At 66.2% G+C, this 15364-nt stretch carries 12 protein-coding genes; 8 read left to right on the top strand and 4 right to left on the bottom strand.

Annotated elements, in window-relative coordinates:
* The first annotated feature begins 54 nt into the window (after window positions 1–54).
* The 3 genes from LZC94_13040 to LZC94_13030 are packed head-to-tail and all read left to right on the top strand — an operon-like array spanning window position 55 to window position 3497.
* Window positions 55–891, top strand: a complete 837-nt coding sequence (locus LZC94_13040; GenBank protein ID WXB18174.1) for a TauD/TfdA family dioxygenase — start codon at window positions 55–57, stop codon at window positions 889–891.
* The gene (locus LZC94_13035; GenBank protein ID WXB18173.1) at window positions 888–2381 is read left to right on the top strand and encodes a 4-hydroxyphenylacetate 3-hydroxylase family protein; all 1494 of its coding nucleotides are present in this window, start codon (window positions 888–890) and stop codon (window positions 2379–2381) included. The genes LZC94_13040 and LZC94_13035 overlap by 4 nt, the downstream gene beginning before the upstream one ends.
* A gap of 36 nt (window positions 2382–2417) precedes the next feature.
* Window positions 2418–3497: a DUF1259 domain-containing protein gene (locus LZC94_13030; protein ID WXB18172.1), complete on the top strand. Its 1080-nt coding sequence runs from the start codon at window positions 2418–2420 to the stop codon at window positions 3495–3497.
* Here the strand turns inward: LZC94_13030 and LZC94_13025 are convergent.
* Window positions 3456–4721 (bottom strand): glycosyltransferase 87 family protein, encoded by a 1266-nt coding sequence (locus LZC94_13025; GenBank protein ID WXB18171.1) that lies wholly within the window; start codon window positions 4719–4721, stop codon window positions 3456–3458. The genes LZC94_13030 and LZC94_13025 overlap by 42 nt on opposite strands.
* A gap of 2 nt (window positions 4722–4723) precedes the next feature.
* A complete protein-coding gene (locus LZC94_13020) occupies window positions 4724–6640 on the bottom strand; it encodes a glycosyltransferase family 39 protein (GenBank protein ID WXB18170.1) in 1917 nt (638 codons plus the stop codon).
* A gap of 457 nt (window positions 6641–7097) precedes the next feature.
* Between LZC94_13020 and LZC94_13015 the strand changes: the two genes are divergently transcribed.
* Entirely contained in the window at window positions 7098–8594 is a 1497-nt protein-coding gene (locus LZC94_13015) for a M1 family metallopeptidase (GenBank protein WXB18169.1), read from the top strand.
* Between the two features lie 39 nt (window positions 8595–8633).
* Here LZC94_13015 and LZC94_13010 read toward each other — a convergent pair whose 3' ends face one another.
* Window positions 8634–9803, bottom strand: coding sequence for a pyridoxal phosphate-dependent aminotransferase (locus LZC94_13010; protein WXB18168.1), 1170 nt, complete (start codon window positions 9801–9803; stop codon window positions 8634–8636).
* Window positions 9804–9906: 103 nt separating this feature from the next.
* Here LZC94_13010 and LZC94_13005 point away from each other — a divergent pair, with 103 nt between their 5' ends.
* Together LZC94_13005 and LZC94_13000 are read left to right on the top strand one after the other, a co-directional pair.
* Window positions 9907–10587 (top strand): GntR family transcriptional regulator, encoded by a 681-nt coding sequence (locus tag LZC94_13005; GenBank protein WXB18167.1) that lies wholly within the window; start codon window positions 9907–9909, stop codon window positions 10585–10587.
* 690 nt (window positions 10588–11277) lie between these two features.
* Complete coding sequence (locus tag LZC94_13000; protein WXB18166.1) at window positions 11278–12627, top strand: M64 family metallopeptidase; 1350 nt, start codon at window positions 11278–11280, stop codon at window positions 12625–12627.
* Between the two features lie 49 nt (window positions 12628–12676).
* On the opposite strand, the gene LZC94_12995 is transcribed toward LZC94_13000, so the two are convergent.
* Window positions 12677–13423 carry a GNAT family N-acetyltransferase gene (locus LZC94_12995; GenBank protein WXB18165.1) on the bottom strand — a complete coding sequence of 249 codons (747 nt, stop codon included), beginning with the start codon at window positions 13421–13423 and terminating at the stop codon, window positions 12677–12679.
* Between the two features lie 123 nt (window positions 13424–13546).
* On the opposite strand from LZC94_12995, the gene LZC94_12990 reads away from it, so the two are divergent.
* Window positions 13547–14179 carry a LysE family translocator gene (locus LZC94_12990; GenBank protein WXB18164.1) on the top strand — a complete coding sequence of 211 codons (633 nt, stop codon included), beginning with the start codon at window positions 13547–13549 and terminating at the stop codon, window positions 14177–14179.
* 294 nt (window positions 14180–14473) lie between these two features.
* On the top strand, window positions 14474–15361 hold the full coding sequence (locus LZC94_12985; protein ID WXB18163.1) for a hypothetical protein: 888 nt from the start codon (window positions 14474–14476) through the stop codon (window positions 15359–15361).
* The last annotated feature ends 3 nt before the right edge of the window (window positions 15362–15364 follow it).

Here is a 15364-nt window from a genome sequence, read left to right as displayed (position 1 = left end):
ACGCTCGGTTTCATTCGTCTCCAGGAAATCGGGACGTTAAGTTGGGGGACCCCGATGAACTACGAGACCGTCCCCGTCGCGCCGTTCGGTATCATGGTGTGCGCCACCGGAGCGATGCGCGACGCCGCGGAGCTCCCCATCGCCGCGCTGCGCGAGCTGGTGCGGCGCCACCACCTGCTCGTCGTGCGCGGATTTGCGCCGTTCGCGAGCAGCGACGCGTTCGCCGATTACTGCGGGCGCTGGGGTGCGGTGAGCGTGTGGCCGTTCGGAAAGGTGCTGGAGCTCATCGAGCAAGAGGCGCCGCAGGATCATATCTTCGACAACAACTACGTTCCGCTCCACTGGGACGGGATGTATCGGCCGCAGGTCCCCGAGCTTCAAATCTTCCACTGCGCGAGCGCGCCGCTCGCGGGCCAGGGCGGGCGGACGACGTTCTCCAACACCGTGCTCGCCCTCGAGAACGCGCCGCGGGCTGCGCGCGAGCTCTGGGAAAAGGTAACGGGCGTCTACCACCGCAAGATGGAATATTACGATAGCAAGACCATCTCGCCGATCGTCACCCGCCACCCCGATCGCGGCTTCCCGGTCATTCGCTACAACGAGCCGCCGCGCGAAGGCGACTCGACGTTCGTCAACCGTCCGACCCTGGCGTTCACCGGGGTATCCGACGAGGAGCTCGCCGAGTTTCATCGCAGCCTGCGCGAGGCGCTGTACGCAAAGGCAAATTTCTATGCGCACCCTTGGCGAGAAGGCGATCTGGTGATCTCCGACAACTACACCTTGCTCCATGGCCGCGAGGCATTCGTGAGCCGGGCGCCGCGCCATCTGCAGCGGGTGCACGTGCTCGGGGATCCGCCGCTCGACAACCCCGGGCTGGTGGCCTACCAATGAGCGGGGCGCGATCGCGCATGATGACGGGCGCCGAGTATCTGGAGAGCCTCCGCGACGCGCGCAACGTGTACGTGAACGGCGAGAAGGTGTCGGACGTCACCAAGCACCCGGCCTTTCGAAACGCGGCGCTCTCGGTCAGCCGCATGTACGACGCGCTGCACGCTCCCGAGACCGCCGAGGTGCTCACGGGCACCGACTCGTTCGGGACGCGGACCCACAAATTTTTCAAGCCCAGTCGCAGCAGCCAGGATTTGATCGACGCGAGGGAGGCCATCGCGCTCTGGTCGCGCATGGGTTACGGCTTTCTCGGCCGCACGCCCGACTACAAGGCGGCCTTCATGGCCGGCCTCCAGGTCAACGCCGACTATTATGGGCCATTCGCGTCGAACGCCATCGCCTGGTATCGGGAGTTCACGCAGAAGGCGCTGTACCTCAATCACGTGATCATCAACCCGCCCATCGACCGAAAGCGCGCCATCCACGATATGGAGGACGTGTTCATTCGAACGGTGCGGGAGACCGACGCCGGCATCGTGGTGAGCGGGGCCAAGATGCTCGCCACCGGCTCCGCCATCACCCACGCCAGCTTCGTGGCGCCCGTCGCCTCGGCGGTGCTCGAGTCGGGGAAGGCCGAGGACTTTGCGCTGGTGTTCTTCGTGCGCATGGATAACCCGCGGGCGCACCTCATTTGCCGCACCCCGTACGCGCGCAGCGCGCCGTTCGATCAGCCGCTGGCGAGCCGGTTCGACGAGAACGACGCGGTGCTGGTGCTCGACGAGGCGTTCATTCCTTGGGAGGACGTGCTCGTTCATCGCGACATCGAGCGCTCGACGGGGTTCTACGCCAAATCGGGTTTTGCGAACCTCTACAATTTTCAATCCGGGGTGCGGCTCGCCATCAAGCTGGAGCTCATGGCGGGGCTCCTCTCCCGCGGCGCCAAGGTGAACGGGACCGACGTGTTCCGCGGGGTGCAGGCGGCCATCGGCGAGGTGGTGACCATGCGCGACATGGTCTGGGGGCTGACGACCGCCATGGCCTACGATCCCGAGCCCAGCGCCGGGGGCACCGTGGTTCCGAAGCTCGAATATGCGTCGGCCATGCGCATGTACAATGCACAGATCTGGGATCGCGTCCACGAGCTCTTCGAGGTGCACTTGGGCGGCGCGCCGCTGGTGGTCCCTTCCAGCCACCGCGATCTGCAGAACCCCGAGCTTCGTCCGCTCATCGACCGCTACTACCGCGGCGCGGACGCGAGCGCGCTCGATCGCATCAAGCTGTTCAAGCTCGTTTGGGATGCCATCGGCACCGAGTTCGGCGGGAGGCACGAGCTCTACGAGCGCAATTATTCGGGCAACGGGGAGCAAATTCGCCTGGATGCGCTGAAGTGGGCCACGCGGCGCGGGTCGTTGCAGCGCTGCGAGGCGTTCGTGCAAGAGTGCCTGGACGACTACGACGTCCAGGGTTGGACGCGCGGTCCGTGGGTCACGTGAGCCCGCGTCAATCGCCAAAGAACCGGAGAAAATAAGATGATGACGACCCGTGGGTGGATGGGACCGCGGACGAAGACGCGAGCGAAGACGCGAACAACATGCGACCTCGCCGCCGCGTTTTTGCTCGCGTTGGCCGGGTGCGCGGGCGCGAACAACGCGCCGGACGCGGCACACCCGAGCAACGCCGCGAACGCGAACGATGCGGCGAACGCACCGAATACGGCCGATTCGCCGGCCGCGCATGCGGCGGCCACGCATACGACCGGCTCGCATCCGGCCGCGACGCAGACGACGGCGGCCACGACGCACGATTATGCGCCGGTGGCGCGCGTCTTCGGAAAGCAGGGCAAGCCGTTTCCGGGTGGATTGTACAAATTCGAGTTCCCGCGGACCGATTTGAAATTGACGGTGCGGGGGCTGAATCTCTCGACGTCGCTCACGCACACGACGTCGTTCATCTTTTATCCCATGAGCGATGGAAAGGTCATGGTGATGTCGGACTTCGTCACCACCGAGAGCGAGGCGCAGGCCGTGATGAGCAAGCTCGTGGGCTCCCCCGTCCGCATGAGCGCGATGCACAAACACCTGCTCAGCGAGGAGCCGCGCCTGCTCTGGATTCACCTGATGGCCGAGGGCGACCAAGTCGAAATTGCGCGGATGGTGCACGGCGCGCTGGGGCAAACGGGGGCGTTGGGCGCGCCGGCGCCAAAGCCCATCGAGCATACGGTGGACGGCGGCAAGCTCGATCGGATTTTGGGCGGCGCCGGGGTGGTCGACGCGGGCGTGCGGCATTATCTCTTTCCGCGCAAGGAGGCCATCAAGATGCGGGGCATGGCCGTACCGTCCACCTTCGGCGCCATGGCCTCGCTGCGCTTTCAGCCGACCGGCGGGGGCAAGGCGGCCATCAACGGCGATTTTTCGATGCTCGCCGACGAGGTGCAAGGCGTGGTCGATACCCTGCGCCAGCATGGAATCGAAATCGCGGAGCTGCACCACCACGATTTGTGGGACGAGCCGCGCCTGTTCTATTTGCACTTCTGGGCGCACGACGACGCGGAGAAGCTCGCGCGGGCCCTACGTGCGGCACTCGACAAGACCAACGTCGGTCCGACGTAAGAAGCGAATCGCAGCGACGGCGACCGCCGCGTACACGAGGATGAAGACGTTGTGGTAGACGACGTCGAGCCCGTGCCACGGCGCAATGGCGAAGAGCCCGAACATATCGGGCTCGTGCCGGCCGGTCACGAAGCCGACCGGCCACGCGAGCAGGCACACGGCAAAGGCGGCCACCGCGAGCGTTCGGGCGCGCGCCGAGAACGCGCGCGCGTGGTGCAAGGCGACGAGGGCGAGCGGCGCGAACCACACCCAATGGTGCGACCATGAGAACGGCGACACCATGGTCCCCGTCATGCCGCAGAGCGTGGCGCCGAGCAAGGTGTGCCCGTCGCGATGGGCCATGACGGCCATCCACAACCCCAGGCTCGCGATGGCGGCGGCGCCGAGCACCCACGTCCATTGGAGCAGGTGCTCCGCGTGCAGAAGGCGGGCGACGAGGCCGCTCCACGATTGATTGACGCAAATGGCATATTCGCCGATCCGCGTTCCGCGCGCAAAGGTGCCGCCCCACCATGTCCACGAGTCGTGGGGGGCCGCCAAAAACCCGAGGACGGCGGTGCCGGCGAACGCCGCGCACGCGAGGGCCGCGGCGCGGAGCCGTCGGGTGGCGGCCAAGTATACGATGAAGATGCCGGGGGTCAGCTTGATGCCGGCGGCCACGCCGACGGCGATACCTTGCCATCGGAGGGAGCGCGCGGGGCGCGGGGCGCACGTGTCCCAGACGAGGAGGAGGAGAAGGACCAAGTTGATTTGCCCCAGGCAGATCGTTTGAAAGACCGGCTCCAACCAGAGGAGCACACTGGTGATGCCCAAGGTGGCACGCCGGAGGGCACCCGTATCGGGGTGCCCCAAGCTGCGAAGGCCCATCCAGACGATCCAAACGAGAACGGCGAGCTGCGCGTACGGCGCCAGGGCATCGGTGAGCCACGCTGGGAACCAGGCCAGCGGCACGAACGCGAGCGCGGCAAAGGGCGTGTAGACGAAGTTGAGATGGTAGATGCCGGAGGTGGAATCGTAGAGCGGCTCTCCCGCCAGAATGGCGCGCCCGCCGTCCCGGTACGTTTGCAAATCGACCAAGTTGAAGAGCGGATAGCGCATGGGCATCGTGTACGGGTGGAGCACGATGAGCACCGCCAAGAGCGCGGCGGATCCCAGCGCGAGCGCCCGGGCATGGCGCTCGAAGAGGGCGAGTGGGGCGGGCAAATGGGATTCGAGCTCGCGCATGGTCATGTTCCTTCGGGGCTCACGGGGGGACGGCAGTCGAACAAAACCTCCGGATTGCCCGGGGGGCCCGTGGACTCGGCGGTATTTTCGTAATCGGCGGGTGGAACCGGCTGGCAGTGCGCCTTGATCCAATCCTGGCGCTCGCGCGAAATGGCGCCGCCCATGGTGGCGTGAAAGCCGCCCGTCACGGCGTAGCGCAAATGACCGGCCTCGATGGCCCGAGACAGCTCGCCCAGGGTGGGCATGGGCGCCGAGCCGGTGAAACCGCCCATGGGGAGCACGCTGTAGCCGGCGCGCAAATAGGGGGCGGCCGTGTTGGCGGTGGGGACGGCGAAGAGGTACCGCTCGCCGCGGTGGTGCGCGGTGACATACGCGAGCAAGGGTGCGTTCGGGGTGCTCATATGCATATCGCCGGCGCTGGCGGGGATTCGAACGTGCGGAGGAAAACCGTGCAGGGCCGCCAAGGTGCTCGAGGAGAGAGGGCGCGCGGGCCCGGCCATGGGGCTGATGACGGAGAGCCCCTTCATGGGATTTCCCGCCGCAGCCAGGGCCCACGCGGCGGGCCCCAGCAGCATGGCCGCGGCGGCGACGGCGAGGCCCAGGGCCAAGCGGTATGCGAGCGCGCCGCAGCCAAGCACGGCGAGGCCGATGGCGAGGGGGCGCACCCAGGGGAGATAATCGCCCTCCGACGAGGTGACGAAGGCCGACCACCCGGCCGTCCCGAGGACCGACGCGGGGAGCAGCCAGCGCGTGCGGCGGCCGGCCTTCCACTCTCGAACCATGGCCGCAAAGCCGGCGCCTGCGAGGGCACCGACGGCCGGCGCCAAGGCGGCCGTGTAATAGGGATGAACCTCGGAGGTCGTGGAGAACTCCACGGCGTGCACCAGCAGCCAGCCTCCCCAGAGGAGCCACCCGGCGCGGATGGAACAGGTCCGCGGCGCGCCGCGCCGGAGCGCGATGCCCGTCGCCAGCGCGAGCAGCGAAAATGGGAGGAGCCAGCCGATTTGCGGGGCCAAGGTGCTCCCAAAGAGGCGGAGCGCGCCCGGCTCGCCGCCCAGCGAGGCCGAAATCTGGGCGCGCCCGATGCCGTGGAGCGCGATCCAACGGCCCAAACCGTTGTAGCCGAAGATCATCTCCCACACCGAGTCGTGGATCGACCCATCGATGTACGGGCGGGCGCCCTTTGGGGTGAGGGCCATCGCGAGGGGCCAACTCATGGATATCGCCGCGGTGACGGCGAGCGCGCCCGCGCCTTTGGCGATGCGCGCGCGGAGCGGGCCGGGCGCCGCGAGCAGGTACGCCAGCGCCATGGCGGGGAGGACGGCGAAGGCTTGGATCATTTTGACTTGGAACGCCAATCCGAGCCAGACGGCGGCCGCCAAGAGCGGTCGCCAAAAGCCGGTTTGGACAGCGCGCACGGTGGCGTGGGCGGCGCACACTTGGCAGAAGATCAAGGCCGTGTCGGGGATGTCGATGCGCGCGAGCGCGATGGTGATGGGCGTGAACGCAAAGGCGAGCGCCGCGCCGAGGCCCGCGGCGGCGCCGGCCCAGCGCCGGACCGTGTCGAAGAGGACGAAGACGGTCGCCGCCGCGAGCAGCGCCTGCGGGAGCGCCAGGGAGGCATGGGAATAACCGAAGCATCGGGCGCTGATGGCTTGAAGCCAGAACGCGCCGGGCATTTTGTCGAGGGTGATGCTGCCCGCGGGATCCAGCGAGCCTTGCGCGAAGGCGCGCCAGCTGTCGCTCATGCTGCGCACCGCGGGTGCATAGTAATAATGCGGCTCCGCGCGATCCACGCCCCCCATGATCAGCGCGAAGACGCCCACGGCGAGGGCGCCTGCCAGGACGGCAAACGCCGTCGATTGCGAAATACGAGGGTGCGCCGCGCTCGCGCGGGCGGGATCGTCTGCGACGTTCATGCGCGCTCCGTCTCGATGGACGCACCGCGCTCGCCGCGCGTCCTTCGATGAAGAGCCATATCACGCGCGAAATGAATTTGTATTTATGACGGGCATTGACGGAACTTATGACCGAACCTGCGCACCCTCGGCGCACGCCGTCCGCGCACCCTCGAGCCCCTCGGCGCACGCCGTCTGCGCGGCTCCGTGGGACGGGTGGCACGCACCGCGGGACGGCCGGCGGATCGAGCGGTCGGCGCGGTGATTGCGGGACAAGATAGTCCGTCGCACATCCGAGCTAGACGAAATTCATCTTTATGCACATCAGCGCGACCGCCATTTGCGTGCAGCGGACATCGAGCGGATGCGTGCTCGACATGATGACGTGTGCCGTCTGCGTGTCATACGTATTATTGGCTTAATCCTGGGGCAGGGATCCCCTATATGGGGCGCATTCTCTTACCAGGAGATATCGGTCATGCGCTCTCGTTCTCGCCTCATCCCTGCGATCACCATCGGCGCCTTGGCAGCCATGCTCAGCGGGTCGGCCCTCGCAGGATCTTCCGGATCGCCGGGCCTCGGCGATCCCTATTATCCAACTGACGGAAACGGTGGATACGACGTCGAGCATTACGATTTGCGTTTGACGTATCAGCCGAGCACCGACTTGCTCTCCGGCACCGCCACCATCACCGCGGTGGCCGTCCAGAACCTGACGGCCTTCAACGTGGATTTCGCGCTGGCTGCGAGCCGGGTGAAGGTCAATGGCTTGAATGCCACCTTCACGCGCAACGGCGACGAATACACGATCACCCCCGTGCTGCCCCTCTTGCCCGCCCTCCCCTTCGTCATCGAGGTGACGTACTCCGATACGCCCTCGAAGGTGCCGGGGAGCCTCTGGAAGAAGACCCCCACCGGGGCGCTGGCGGTCAACGAGCCTCATATCGCGCGCTATTGGTTCCCGAGCAGCGATCACCCGCGCGACAAAGCCACGTACGATATTTCGGTGGCCGTCCCCGACGATGGGACGGCGGTCGTATCGAATGGGATCCTCCTCGGCTCCGTGCCCGAGCGCGGCGGCCTCAAACGATGGATCTGGCACAACGGCTCGTACACAGCCACGTATCTGTCCTTCCTCACCATTGGCAAGTTCAACGTGGAGACGGCGCACGCCACGCGCGGGCGCCCCTTCATCACCGCGTTCGCGACCGATCTGGCGGAGCCGAGCCTCGGGTTCGCCAAAGAGAGCATCGGCAAGACGCCCGAGATCATCGACTTTCTGGGCACGCAGTTCGGCCCCTACCCGTTTCACGCCGAGGGCGGCGTGGTGGTGTCGGGGCTCACCTTCGCGCTCGAAACGCAGACCCGCCCCGTCTACGGCGTGAGCTTCTTCTTGAACAGCACCAACGAGAGCGTGGTCGCGCACGAGAGCGCCCACCAGTGGTTCGGCGATCACGTATCGGTGGACACGTGGCGGAACATCTGGCTGAACGAAGGCTTCGCGACCTACGCCTCGTGGCTATGGTCCGAGCACAAGGGGCGCGGCACGGCGCAGCAGCTCGCGGTGTCCGTGTACAATGCGCGGCCGGAGAATCACCCCTTCTGGCAGGTGGTGGTCGCCGACCCCGGCGCGGGCAACGAGTTCAATCGCGCCGTCTACGATCGCGGCGCGCTCGGCATTCACGCGCTGCGGGTCGCGGTCGGCGATGCGACCTTCTTCCGCATCCTCAAGGCGTGGCAGTTCGATCGCGCGAACCGAACGGGCACCATCGAGCAGTTCATCGCGCTCTCCGAGCGGCTCGCGCGCAAGCCGCTCAAGGACATTTTCAACCTCTGGCTCTTTACGAAGGGCCGCCCCCCGGCACCTCCCGGCGCCGCCGAGGACACCGACCTCGCCTCGTGGACCGAGCCCCCGTCGTTCACGGAAATCCAGCGAACGCACGATATCCTCGCCAAGACCGAGTACGGTCGCTAAAGCGATTTCGCCGCGATTGAGCCACCACGGGCTCTGGCTCTAAATACGAGCGGCTGCGCGGATTTTGGCACCGACGCCGCGCAGCCGCTCCACCGGTTCGTTCGAGAAGACGAAGCGGATGAACTCCTTCCCATGACGCTCACCCCAGCCCGCCATACCCGTCGCCGCCACCTTCTCCGCGAGCAAACGATCCGACATCTTCGCGCCGTCGATGCCGAAATCGGAGACGCGGAGCAAGAGCGACCAGCCGCCCGCCGGAACCCCCACGGGTAGCCCATCGAGCTCGCGCAGCAGCACGTCGCGGCGCCGTTCGAGCTCGCCCGCATAATCGGGGAGGCTCGTGTGGCTGCGATCCAGCGCGATGGCCACCGCTTCTTGCGCGATGCCCACGGGCACCACGCAGTTGGCGATGGAGACGGCCACCAGATCCGGCATGTAGCTCTCGGGTGCGACGATCCAGCCCACGCGCCAGCCGATCATCCGCAGCTCTTTGGCCGACGAGCCCACGGTGATGGTGCGCTCGGCCATGCCCGGAAAGGAGGCGGGGTGCACGACCGAGCGCCCGTCGAACAGAAGGCGCTCCATCGCGGCGTCGAGGATCAAGGTCAGATCGTGGGCGACGCAGAGCCCGGCGATCCACGCCCAATCATCGCGATCGAAGTAGCCGCCCGACGGCATCGAGGGCGACATCAGCAGCATCGCGCGCGTCTTGGGCCCGATTTGCGCGCGCATGGCCTCGCGATCGAGGCGCCACTCCGCCCCTGGGGTGAAGACGAAGGGCACGAGCTTGGGAACGCCGCCGGCGAGCCGGATGCGATTGAGGAGCCCCGCGTAGGTGGGATCGGTGACGATGACCTCGTCCCCCACGTCCACGGTGGCGAGCAGCACATTGAGAATGCCGGCGAGGCCGCCCGCGCTGATGATGCACTGGCGCTCCCCCGCGTAGTCGACCCCCGACGAACGCGAGACGTGCCGCGCGGCCGCCTGGCGCAGGCCGATTTGGCCGATGAAGGGCAAATACGAGTTGGCGCCGTCCTCGGAGACCGCGCGCCGGGTTCGCTCGACGGCCGCGGGATCGGGCGGGATGTCCACGTCCAGGTTCTCGAGGCGCAAAAGCTCGCCGCCGGACGCATCGGCCAGCGCACCCATGCGATCGACGCCAATTCCTGCCACTTCGTTCAAACGCTGCGGTCGCTTTCGGTTCGTCATCGTCGGCTCCTGTTTTATAGATTATCTATAAAACGACGGAACGTAGGATCGCAAGCGCGGCGCGCGCCGCAGAACGGCTAGAACCTTGGGGCACCGGTGAACCGTGAAGAAACCCGAGCCAAGCCCTGATTTGCCCGATCGCCCCGATCTCACGGTGGTGGGCCGCATCACCGAAGCCCTGGCCGCGCGCATCGTCTCCGGCGCGCTCGCCCCCGGCATGCGGCTGCGGCAGGATCATTTTGCCGCCGAGTTCCACGCCAGCCATGTTCCGGTGCGCGAAGCCTTTCGGCGGCTGGAGGCGCAGGGCCTGGTGGTGAGCGAGCCCCGGCGCGGGGTGCGCGTCTCGCCCATCGATCCGCCGCGCATCATCGAGTCGGCCGAAATGCGCGCGGCGCTCGAGGCGCTCGCCCTGCGCTATGCGCTCCCCAACCTCACCGAGGGCGATCTGGCGCGGGCGCGCAAGGCGCTGCGCGCGAGCGAGCGCTCGAACGACATTCTCACGTGGGAGGAGACGAATCGGACCTTCCACCGGGCGCTCATGGAGCCGTGCCGGATGCCGCGCCTGCTCGCCACCATCGACGATCTGCACAAGGCGAGCGCCCGTTTTCTATTCGCCGCCTGGCGCGATCTCGATTGGCGCTCGCGCTCCGATGGCGAGCATCGCAGCATCCTGGAGGCGGCCAGCGCGCGGGACGTGGGGGCGTGCCAGTCGCGCACGACCCATCACGTGCTCGCCGCGGGCCAGGCGCTGGTGGCCGCGCTCACCGCCGAACCGACGCGATGACGCACGCCGGCGGCTTCGCCGGCACCACCCGCAAAGGCTCGAACCCCGCCTCGTTCGAGAGGGCGGCAAACTCTTTTGAACGGAATGGTCCAAACGTATTTAGGAAATTGGCAAATCTACGAACACATCGGGCGCGGCCGATGACGGCGCCCATCTGCCGTGACCACCAACCGCATTGCGGCGGCATGGGTCCGCATCGGATCCGTTTATCCGTACTTTCCAGACAAGCGCGCCATCTTCACCGCGTTGTTGGATCGCCCTATCGAGGAGACAGGCCGAGTGGTCGAGAGTGCGCCGGTCCAACATTCGAGGCGCGCCTGCGTGCCACCTTGCGGCGGGCCATCGCGTCGCGGTCGCACGAGCTCGGACACTGCGCGATTTCGACCGGATGTCGTTCGTCCTCACCAACAGGATCGAGTCGCTCTCCCGCGGCGCCGTGCTGCGGCGGACGCGCGATTGTCCCTCGCCGCCGCCCGTGAGGAGGCCACGGCGGCCGTTCTCGGCTACTTGCGCGCGCATGGACGCCGTGATGTTGCACGGGCCTCCGCCCGACTCCTCGACATGACGCAGCTGCGTCAGGAAAAAGACGACATCGGTGCGGATACATGCCTTTGACAGGAGCGCGCACGGGATGATTCCATCGCGGGCCGAAAGGGGCGACCTATGGCGAATCGATATTATCTTGCCGCATTGGTTTGTCTTATTCCCACCACGGCGTGGGCCAATCCGTTTCCCGATCCCAATCGCGTGCCGCGCGATCCCGTCTCCGACCAACCCTTGATGTCGGAGAAGCTCCAAGTCGCCAACGCGTCCGTCGCCGCCGCCGGCGTGGATATCGTTCGCGCCGAGGTGGAGTGGGTGTCCTCGAACGATACGTTCCGGCTGGCCTCGGCCGTCATCGAAGCATCGGGGACGCCGGCGCTGCTCGCGCGCAGCCAAAAGAAGGATCCCTTCGGGAGCTACCAAGGCGTTTTGAAGGACAACGATGGAAAGCTGATTGGATACGACTCGATCGGCACCGGCCAGGAGTTTCGCCGGCTGACGCGCGCCATCACCCTCCGGTTCCCCCTCCCCACCAAGGTGTCGCAGCTGACCTTCTCGGCCGAGAACCCGTCGACGGGCGTCGTGCAGCCCGTGTTCACGGCCACCATCGATCCCGCGACCCTGCCCCGCGTGCAGGTCGATCCCAGCACCATCGAGGTGCGGGTGTTGAAGCAGGCCACCGCGCAGCCCGAGATCGCGGTGAACCTCTACGCCGAGGGCTACCTGGCCAGCCGCAAAGCGCAGTTCTGGACCGACGCCAACAAGGCCGTGAGCACCCTGGTGAACAACAACTTCCCGGGGGTCGCGCGCTTCACCATCCGCGCGGTCTTCTCCCCGTCGAACAAGGCGCTCGGCGCCGCGACGGATCTGGGCTCGCCCGTCCAGGAGCGGGACTCGTTTTTGGGGCTCTATTATCCTTATTGGAGGAACTTCGGCCGCTGGTACAACGTGGTGTACCCCACGCGCGAGTCGCGCTACCGCAGGGGCATCGGCAGCGTGCCGTACGATTACCCGATCGCGCTCGTCGACAGCAACCGGTACTGGGGCGTCGGCAACTTCAACGAGCTCACCGCCATTCCGGGGAGCCATCCGTCGTTCGCGTACCTGCTCTTGCACGAGTTCGGGCACTACTTCGGGCTGAACGAAGAGTACGAGGGGGGAGGCCCCACGGAGCTGGAGTTCGCGCCCGGCATCTCCGAGCCTTGGTCGCAGAACATCACCTTCACCACCACCCGCGCCAACTTGAAGTGGCGCAATTTCGTCTCGGCCAGCACCCCCATCCCCACCCCCGAATCCCAGTGGAACGGCAGCAACTACGGCGCGTACCTCGGCGGGTATGCCGACTCCACGCCGCGCAACCGCAGCCACAAACCCGGCTTCGATTGCACCATGGAATCGGGCCGCAGCTTCTGCCCCATCTGCAAAGATGCCATCGGCAAGAAGGTCGACTTCGATAGCGGAAAGGCGACGCCCCTCGGGGCCGACGACATTCAGTAGCGGTCCGCGTTCGCTCGTCGAACTTCGGATTCGTATCGGAGCGCCCCGCTCACCCCCACCAAGCCGCCTCGGTGATCGTCTCGAAGCCGAGCGAGTCATAGAGCGGCTTGCCCGGCTTGGCCGCCGTGAGGGTGACGGGGCGATCGTTCAAGAAGTTCAAGACGGAGTGCATCAGCGCGCGGCCCACTCCATAGGAGCGGTGCTCGGGGAGCGTGGTGACCCAGTAGAGCCCGCCCACCGTACCATCGACCACCGTGACGCACGCGCCCGCCGTTGCGCCGTCGCGCGAAACGAGGAAGAGCGAGATCCCCGGGGTCTCCATGAGCGCGCGGGGAAACAGCTGCCCCGGTTGATACGGCTGAAAGTCGGGCACCGGGAAGCCTTGGACGACGATGCGCTCCGCGATCTCGAGCTGCTCGGGCTGCTCCACCTTGGTGATCACCATGGTCGACGTGGTGGGGGCCGGCGCGGGGTGGCGGATCATCACGGGGAGCTTGCGCGCGGTGAGCCCCAGCCCGCGCATGTCCACCACGTTGAAGGCGTCTTCGACCAGCACCTTGCCGGGGTGCCGGTGGCGGGCCAGCTCGGTGAGCTCGGCCACCTCGTCGGGGTGCGGGGTCGGCGAGAGCACGAGGATGCGCATGCCATGATGGCGGCCATCCACGCTCAGAAAACCGGGACGGCGGATGGTCTCGTGTCCGCGCGCGGCGGCGAGGGCCGACCAGAATGTCGCGGCATTTTGGACGGCCAAGTGAAGGGAGATCATGCGCTCGGCGGTGGCGCGGTCTTTGTTCATCAGACCTTTCATTATGGCACGCGCGGCCTCGCGCATTGCACACGGAAGTGCAGCGAATTGGCACAAGACCGAGGCGCCCCGTGCAACTTGACCCGCCTTTGCGCCCGCCCTAGATCGCGCGGAATGGTCGACGCGAGGGATCTCCTGCTGTTTGGTTTGGCCGCGTTCGTGATGGTGCTCTCGCCGGGCCCCAACATGGTGTACCTGGTGTCGCGCTCGATTTGCCAAGGGCGAAACGCCGCGATCCTCTCGCTCTTCGGCGTGGCCGTCGGGTTCCTCTTTCACATGCTGCTGGCCGCGTTGGGGCTCACGGTGGTCTTCGTCACGATCCCGATCGCCTACAACGCCCTCAAGCTCGCCGGCGCCGCCTACCTTCTATGGCTCGCGTGGCAGGCCGTCAGGCCGAACGCCCCCGCCATGTTCGAGGCGAAGAATCTTCCGCCCGACTCGAAGTTCAAGCTTTTTTTCATGGGCCTGTTCACCAACATGCTGAACCCGAAGATCGCGGTCTTCTACATCTCGATCTTCACTCAATTTCTGCACCCGGAGCGTGGATCGGTCCTGACGCAATCCATCATTCTAGGGAGCACGCAAATCGCCATCAGCTTTGCCGTGAACTTCGTCATCATCCTTACGGCGGGCGCCGTGAGCTCCTGGTTCACGCGCCATCCCCTCTGGATCCGCGTGCAGAAATGGTTCATGGGGGCCGTTTTGGCAGGGCTGGCGGTCAAGCTTGCGAGCTCGAAGCAGCCGTAGCGCACGATCGCCTACACTCGAAAATCGCGCAGTTTACGCGAGTAAGTTCGTGCGTGTGTGTGTATGCAACACCACCGAGACCGGTGGTCATCGAACATCTTGGTACGGGAAAACAAGCCCTGAGCGAGCGTTTGATGGCGTTCTGACATCGTGCCTAGTCGCTTGACGTAAATGATAGCAGCTGACGCACGATTATGAATGCATCGGACGACGCGATACCAATCCCCCCTACATCAGAGTGTCCGAGACGTGCGACTGACAAGAAACGCACGTTGAACGTTGAGGGGGGTAACAATGATCAAATCGAATCTAGTTCGCGCGGGCATTCTCGGACTCTTTGCGGCGTCGTTTGGGGTCGTAGGTTGCGCCTCGGGAGACACCGGGGGCTCGTCGAGCGATGAACTGTTGGGTGACCAGGTCGCCCAGCAGGATCCGGGCGCAGCGGACGGGGATTTCTCTCCGGCTCGGTCTTATTCGGGTCGCGCCATCGCCGCGACGGTCAAGGTTGGCAAGCCGAATGGTATCGCCGATTACTCGGACAACGTCTTCTTGTCCGACACCACGCCGCTCGCGTCCAAGGGCGGTGAGCTGGCCGAGAGCCTGGTGACGGTCAACTTGGGTACCTTGCTCAAGGCGGGCGTGGCCAATGCGTCGACCAAGAGCACCAAGTGGGGGACGCTCTCCCGCGCTTCGGTCGCCAACGCGGCCCTCTTCGGCGGCTACGCGGGCGGTCTGCTCGGCGACGTGCTCGGTGACAGCGGACACGGCGGCGATCTCGCCGTCGATCTGCGGCAGATCCTCAGCGATCTCGGCCTGGACAACCTCGTCAAGGATCTCTTCGGCAAGGGTGGCGCGCTCGAATTGGGCATCCGCGCCGACGTGGTCGAGGAAGACGCCCGTGCATGGTGCGACAGCAAGGGCCGCGGTCACTCGGCCGCTGGCGTGAAAATCCTGAACCTGAGCGTCAACGGCCGGCCCATCCTGGTCACCCAGGAGCCCAACCAGACGATCGACCTGGGCATCGCGAAGATCATCATCAACGCGCAAGACAAGAGCAACCGCGGCGCCGCCATCGACGCGGCCGCGATCGAGGTCACCGTCCTCGACGTGGTGGACGTGAAGGTTGCGCGCGCGGCCGCCGGCGTGACGTGCGGATGCTCGCACGGCTGCGGCGACTTCTGATCG

It is taken from the genome of Sorangiineae bacterium MSr11954 (assembly GCA_037157815.1).
GTDB classification, from domain to species: domain Bacteria; phylum Myxococcota_A; class Polyangia; order Polyangiales; family Polyangiaceae; genus Pendulispora; species Pendulispora albinea.
Note: the sequence above shows the minus strand (reverse complement) of the source record. Positions and strands in the feature narration are given on the sequence as shown.

What these genes read in the sequence shown, in the direction of transcription:
- LZC94_13040 (WXB18174.1), top strand. Translation starts at nt 55, where the DNA reads ATGAACTACGAGACCGTCCCCGTCGCGCCGTTCGGTATCATGGTGTGC.
- LZC94_13035 (WXB18173.1), top strand. Translation starts at nt 888, where the DNA reads ATGAGCGGGGCGCGATCGCGCATGATGACGGGCGCCGAGTATCTGGAG.
- LZC94_13030 (WXB18172.1), top strand. Translation starts at nt 2,418, where the DNA reads ATGATGACGACCCGTGGGTGGATGGGACCGCGGACGAAGACGCGAGCG.
- LZC94_13025 (WXB18171.1), bottom strand. Translation starts at nt 4,721, where the DNA reads ATGCGCGAGCTCGAATCCCATTTGCCCGCCCCACTCGCCCTCTTCGAG.
- LZC94_13020 (WXB18170.1), bottom strand. Translation starts at nt 6,640, where the DNA reads ATGAACGTCGCAGACGATCCCGCCCGCGCGAGCGCGGCGCACCCTCGT.
- LZC94_13015 (WXB18169.1), top strand. Translation starts at nt 7,098, where the DNA reads ATGCGCTCTCGTTCTCGCCTCATCCCTGCGATCACCATCGGCGCCTTG.
- LZC94_13010 (WXB18168.1), bottom strand. Translation starts at nt 9,803, where the DNA reads ATGACGAACCGAAAGCGACCGCAGCGTTTGAACGAAGTGGCAGGAATT.
- LZC94_12995 (WXB18165.1), bottom strand. Translation starts at nt 13,423, where the DNA reads ATGAACAAAGACCGCGCCACCGCCGAGCGCATGATCTCCCTTCACTTG.
- LZC94_12990 (WXB18164.1), top strand. Translation starts at nt 13,547, where the DNA reads ATGGTCGACGCGAGGGATCTCCTGCTGTTTGGTTTGGCCGCGTTCGTG.
- LZC94_12985 (WXB18163.1), top strand. Translation starts at nt 14,474, where the DNA reads ATGATCAAATCGAATCTAGTTCGCGCGGGCATTCTCGGACTCTTTGCG.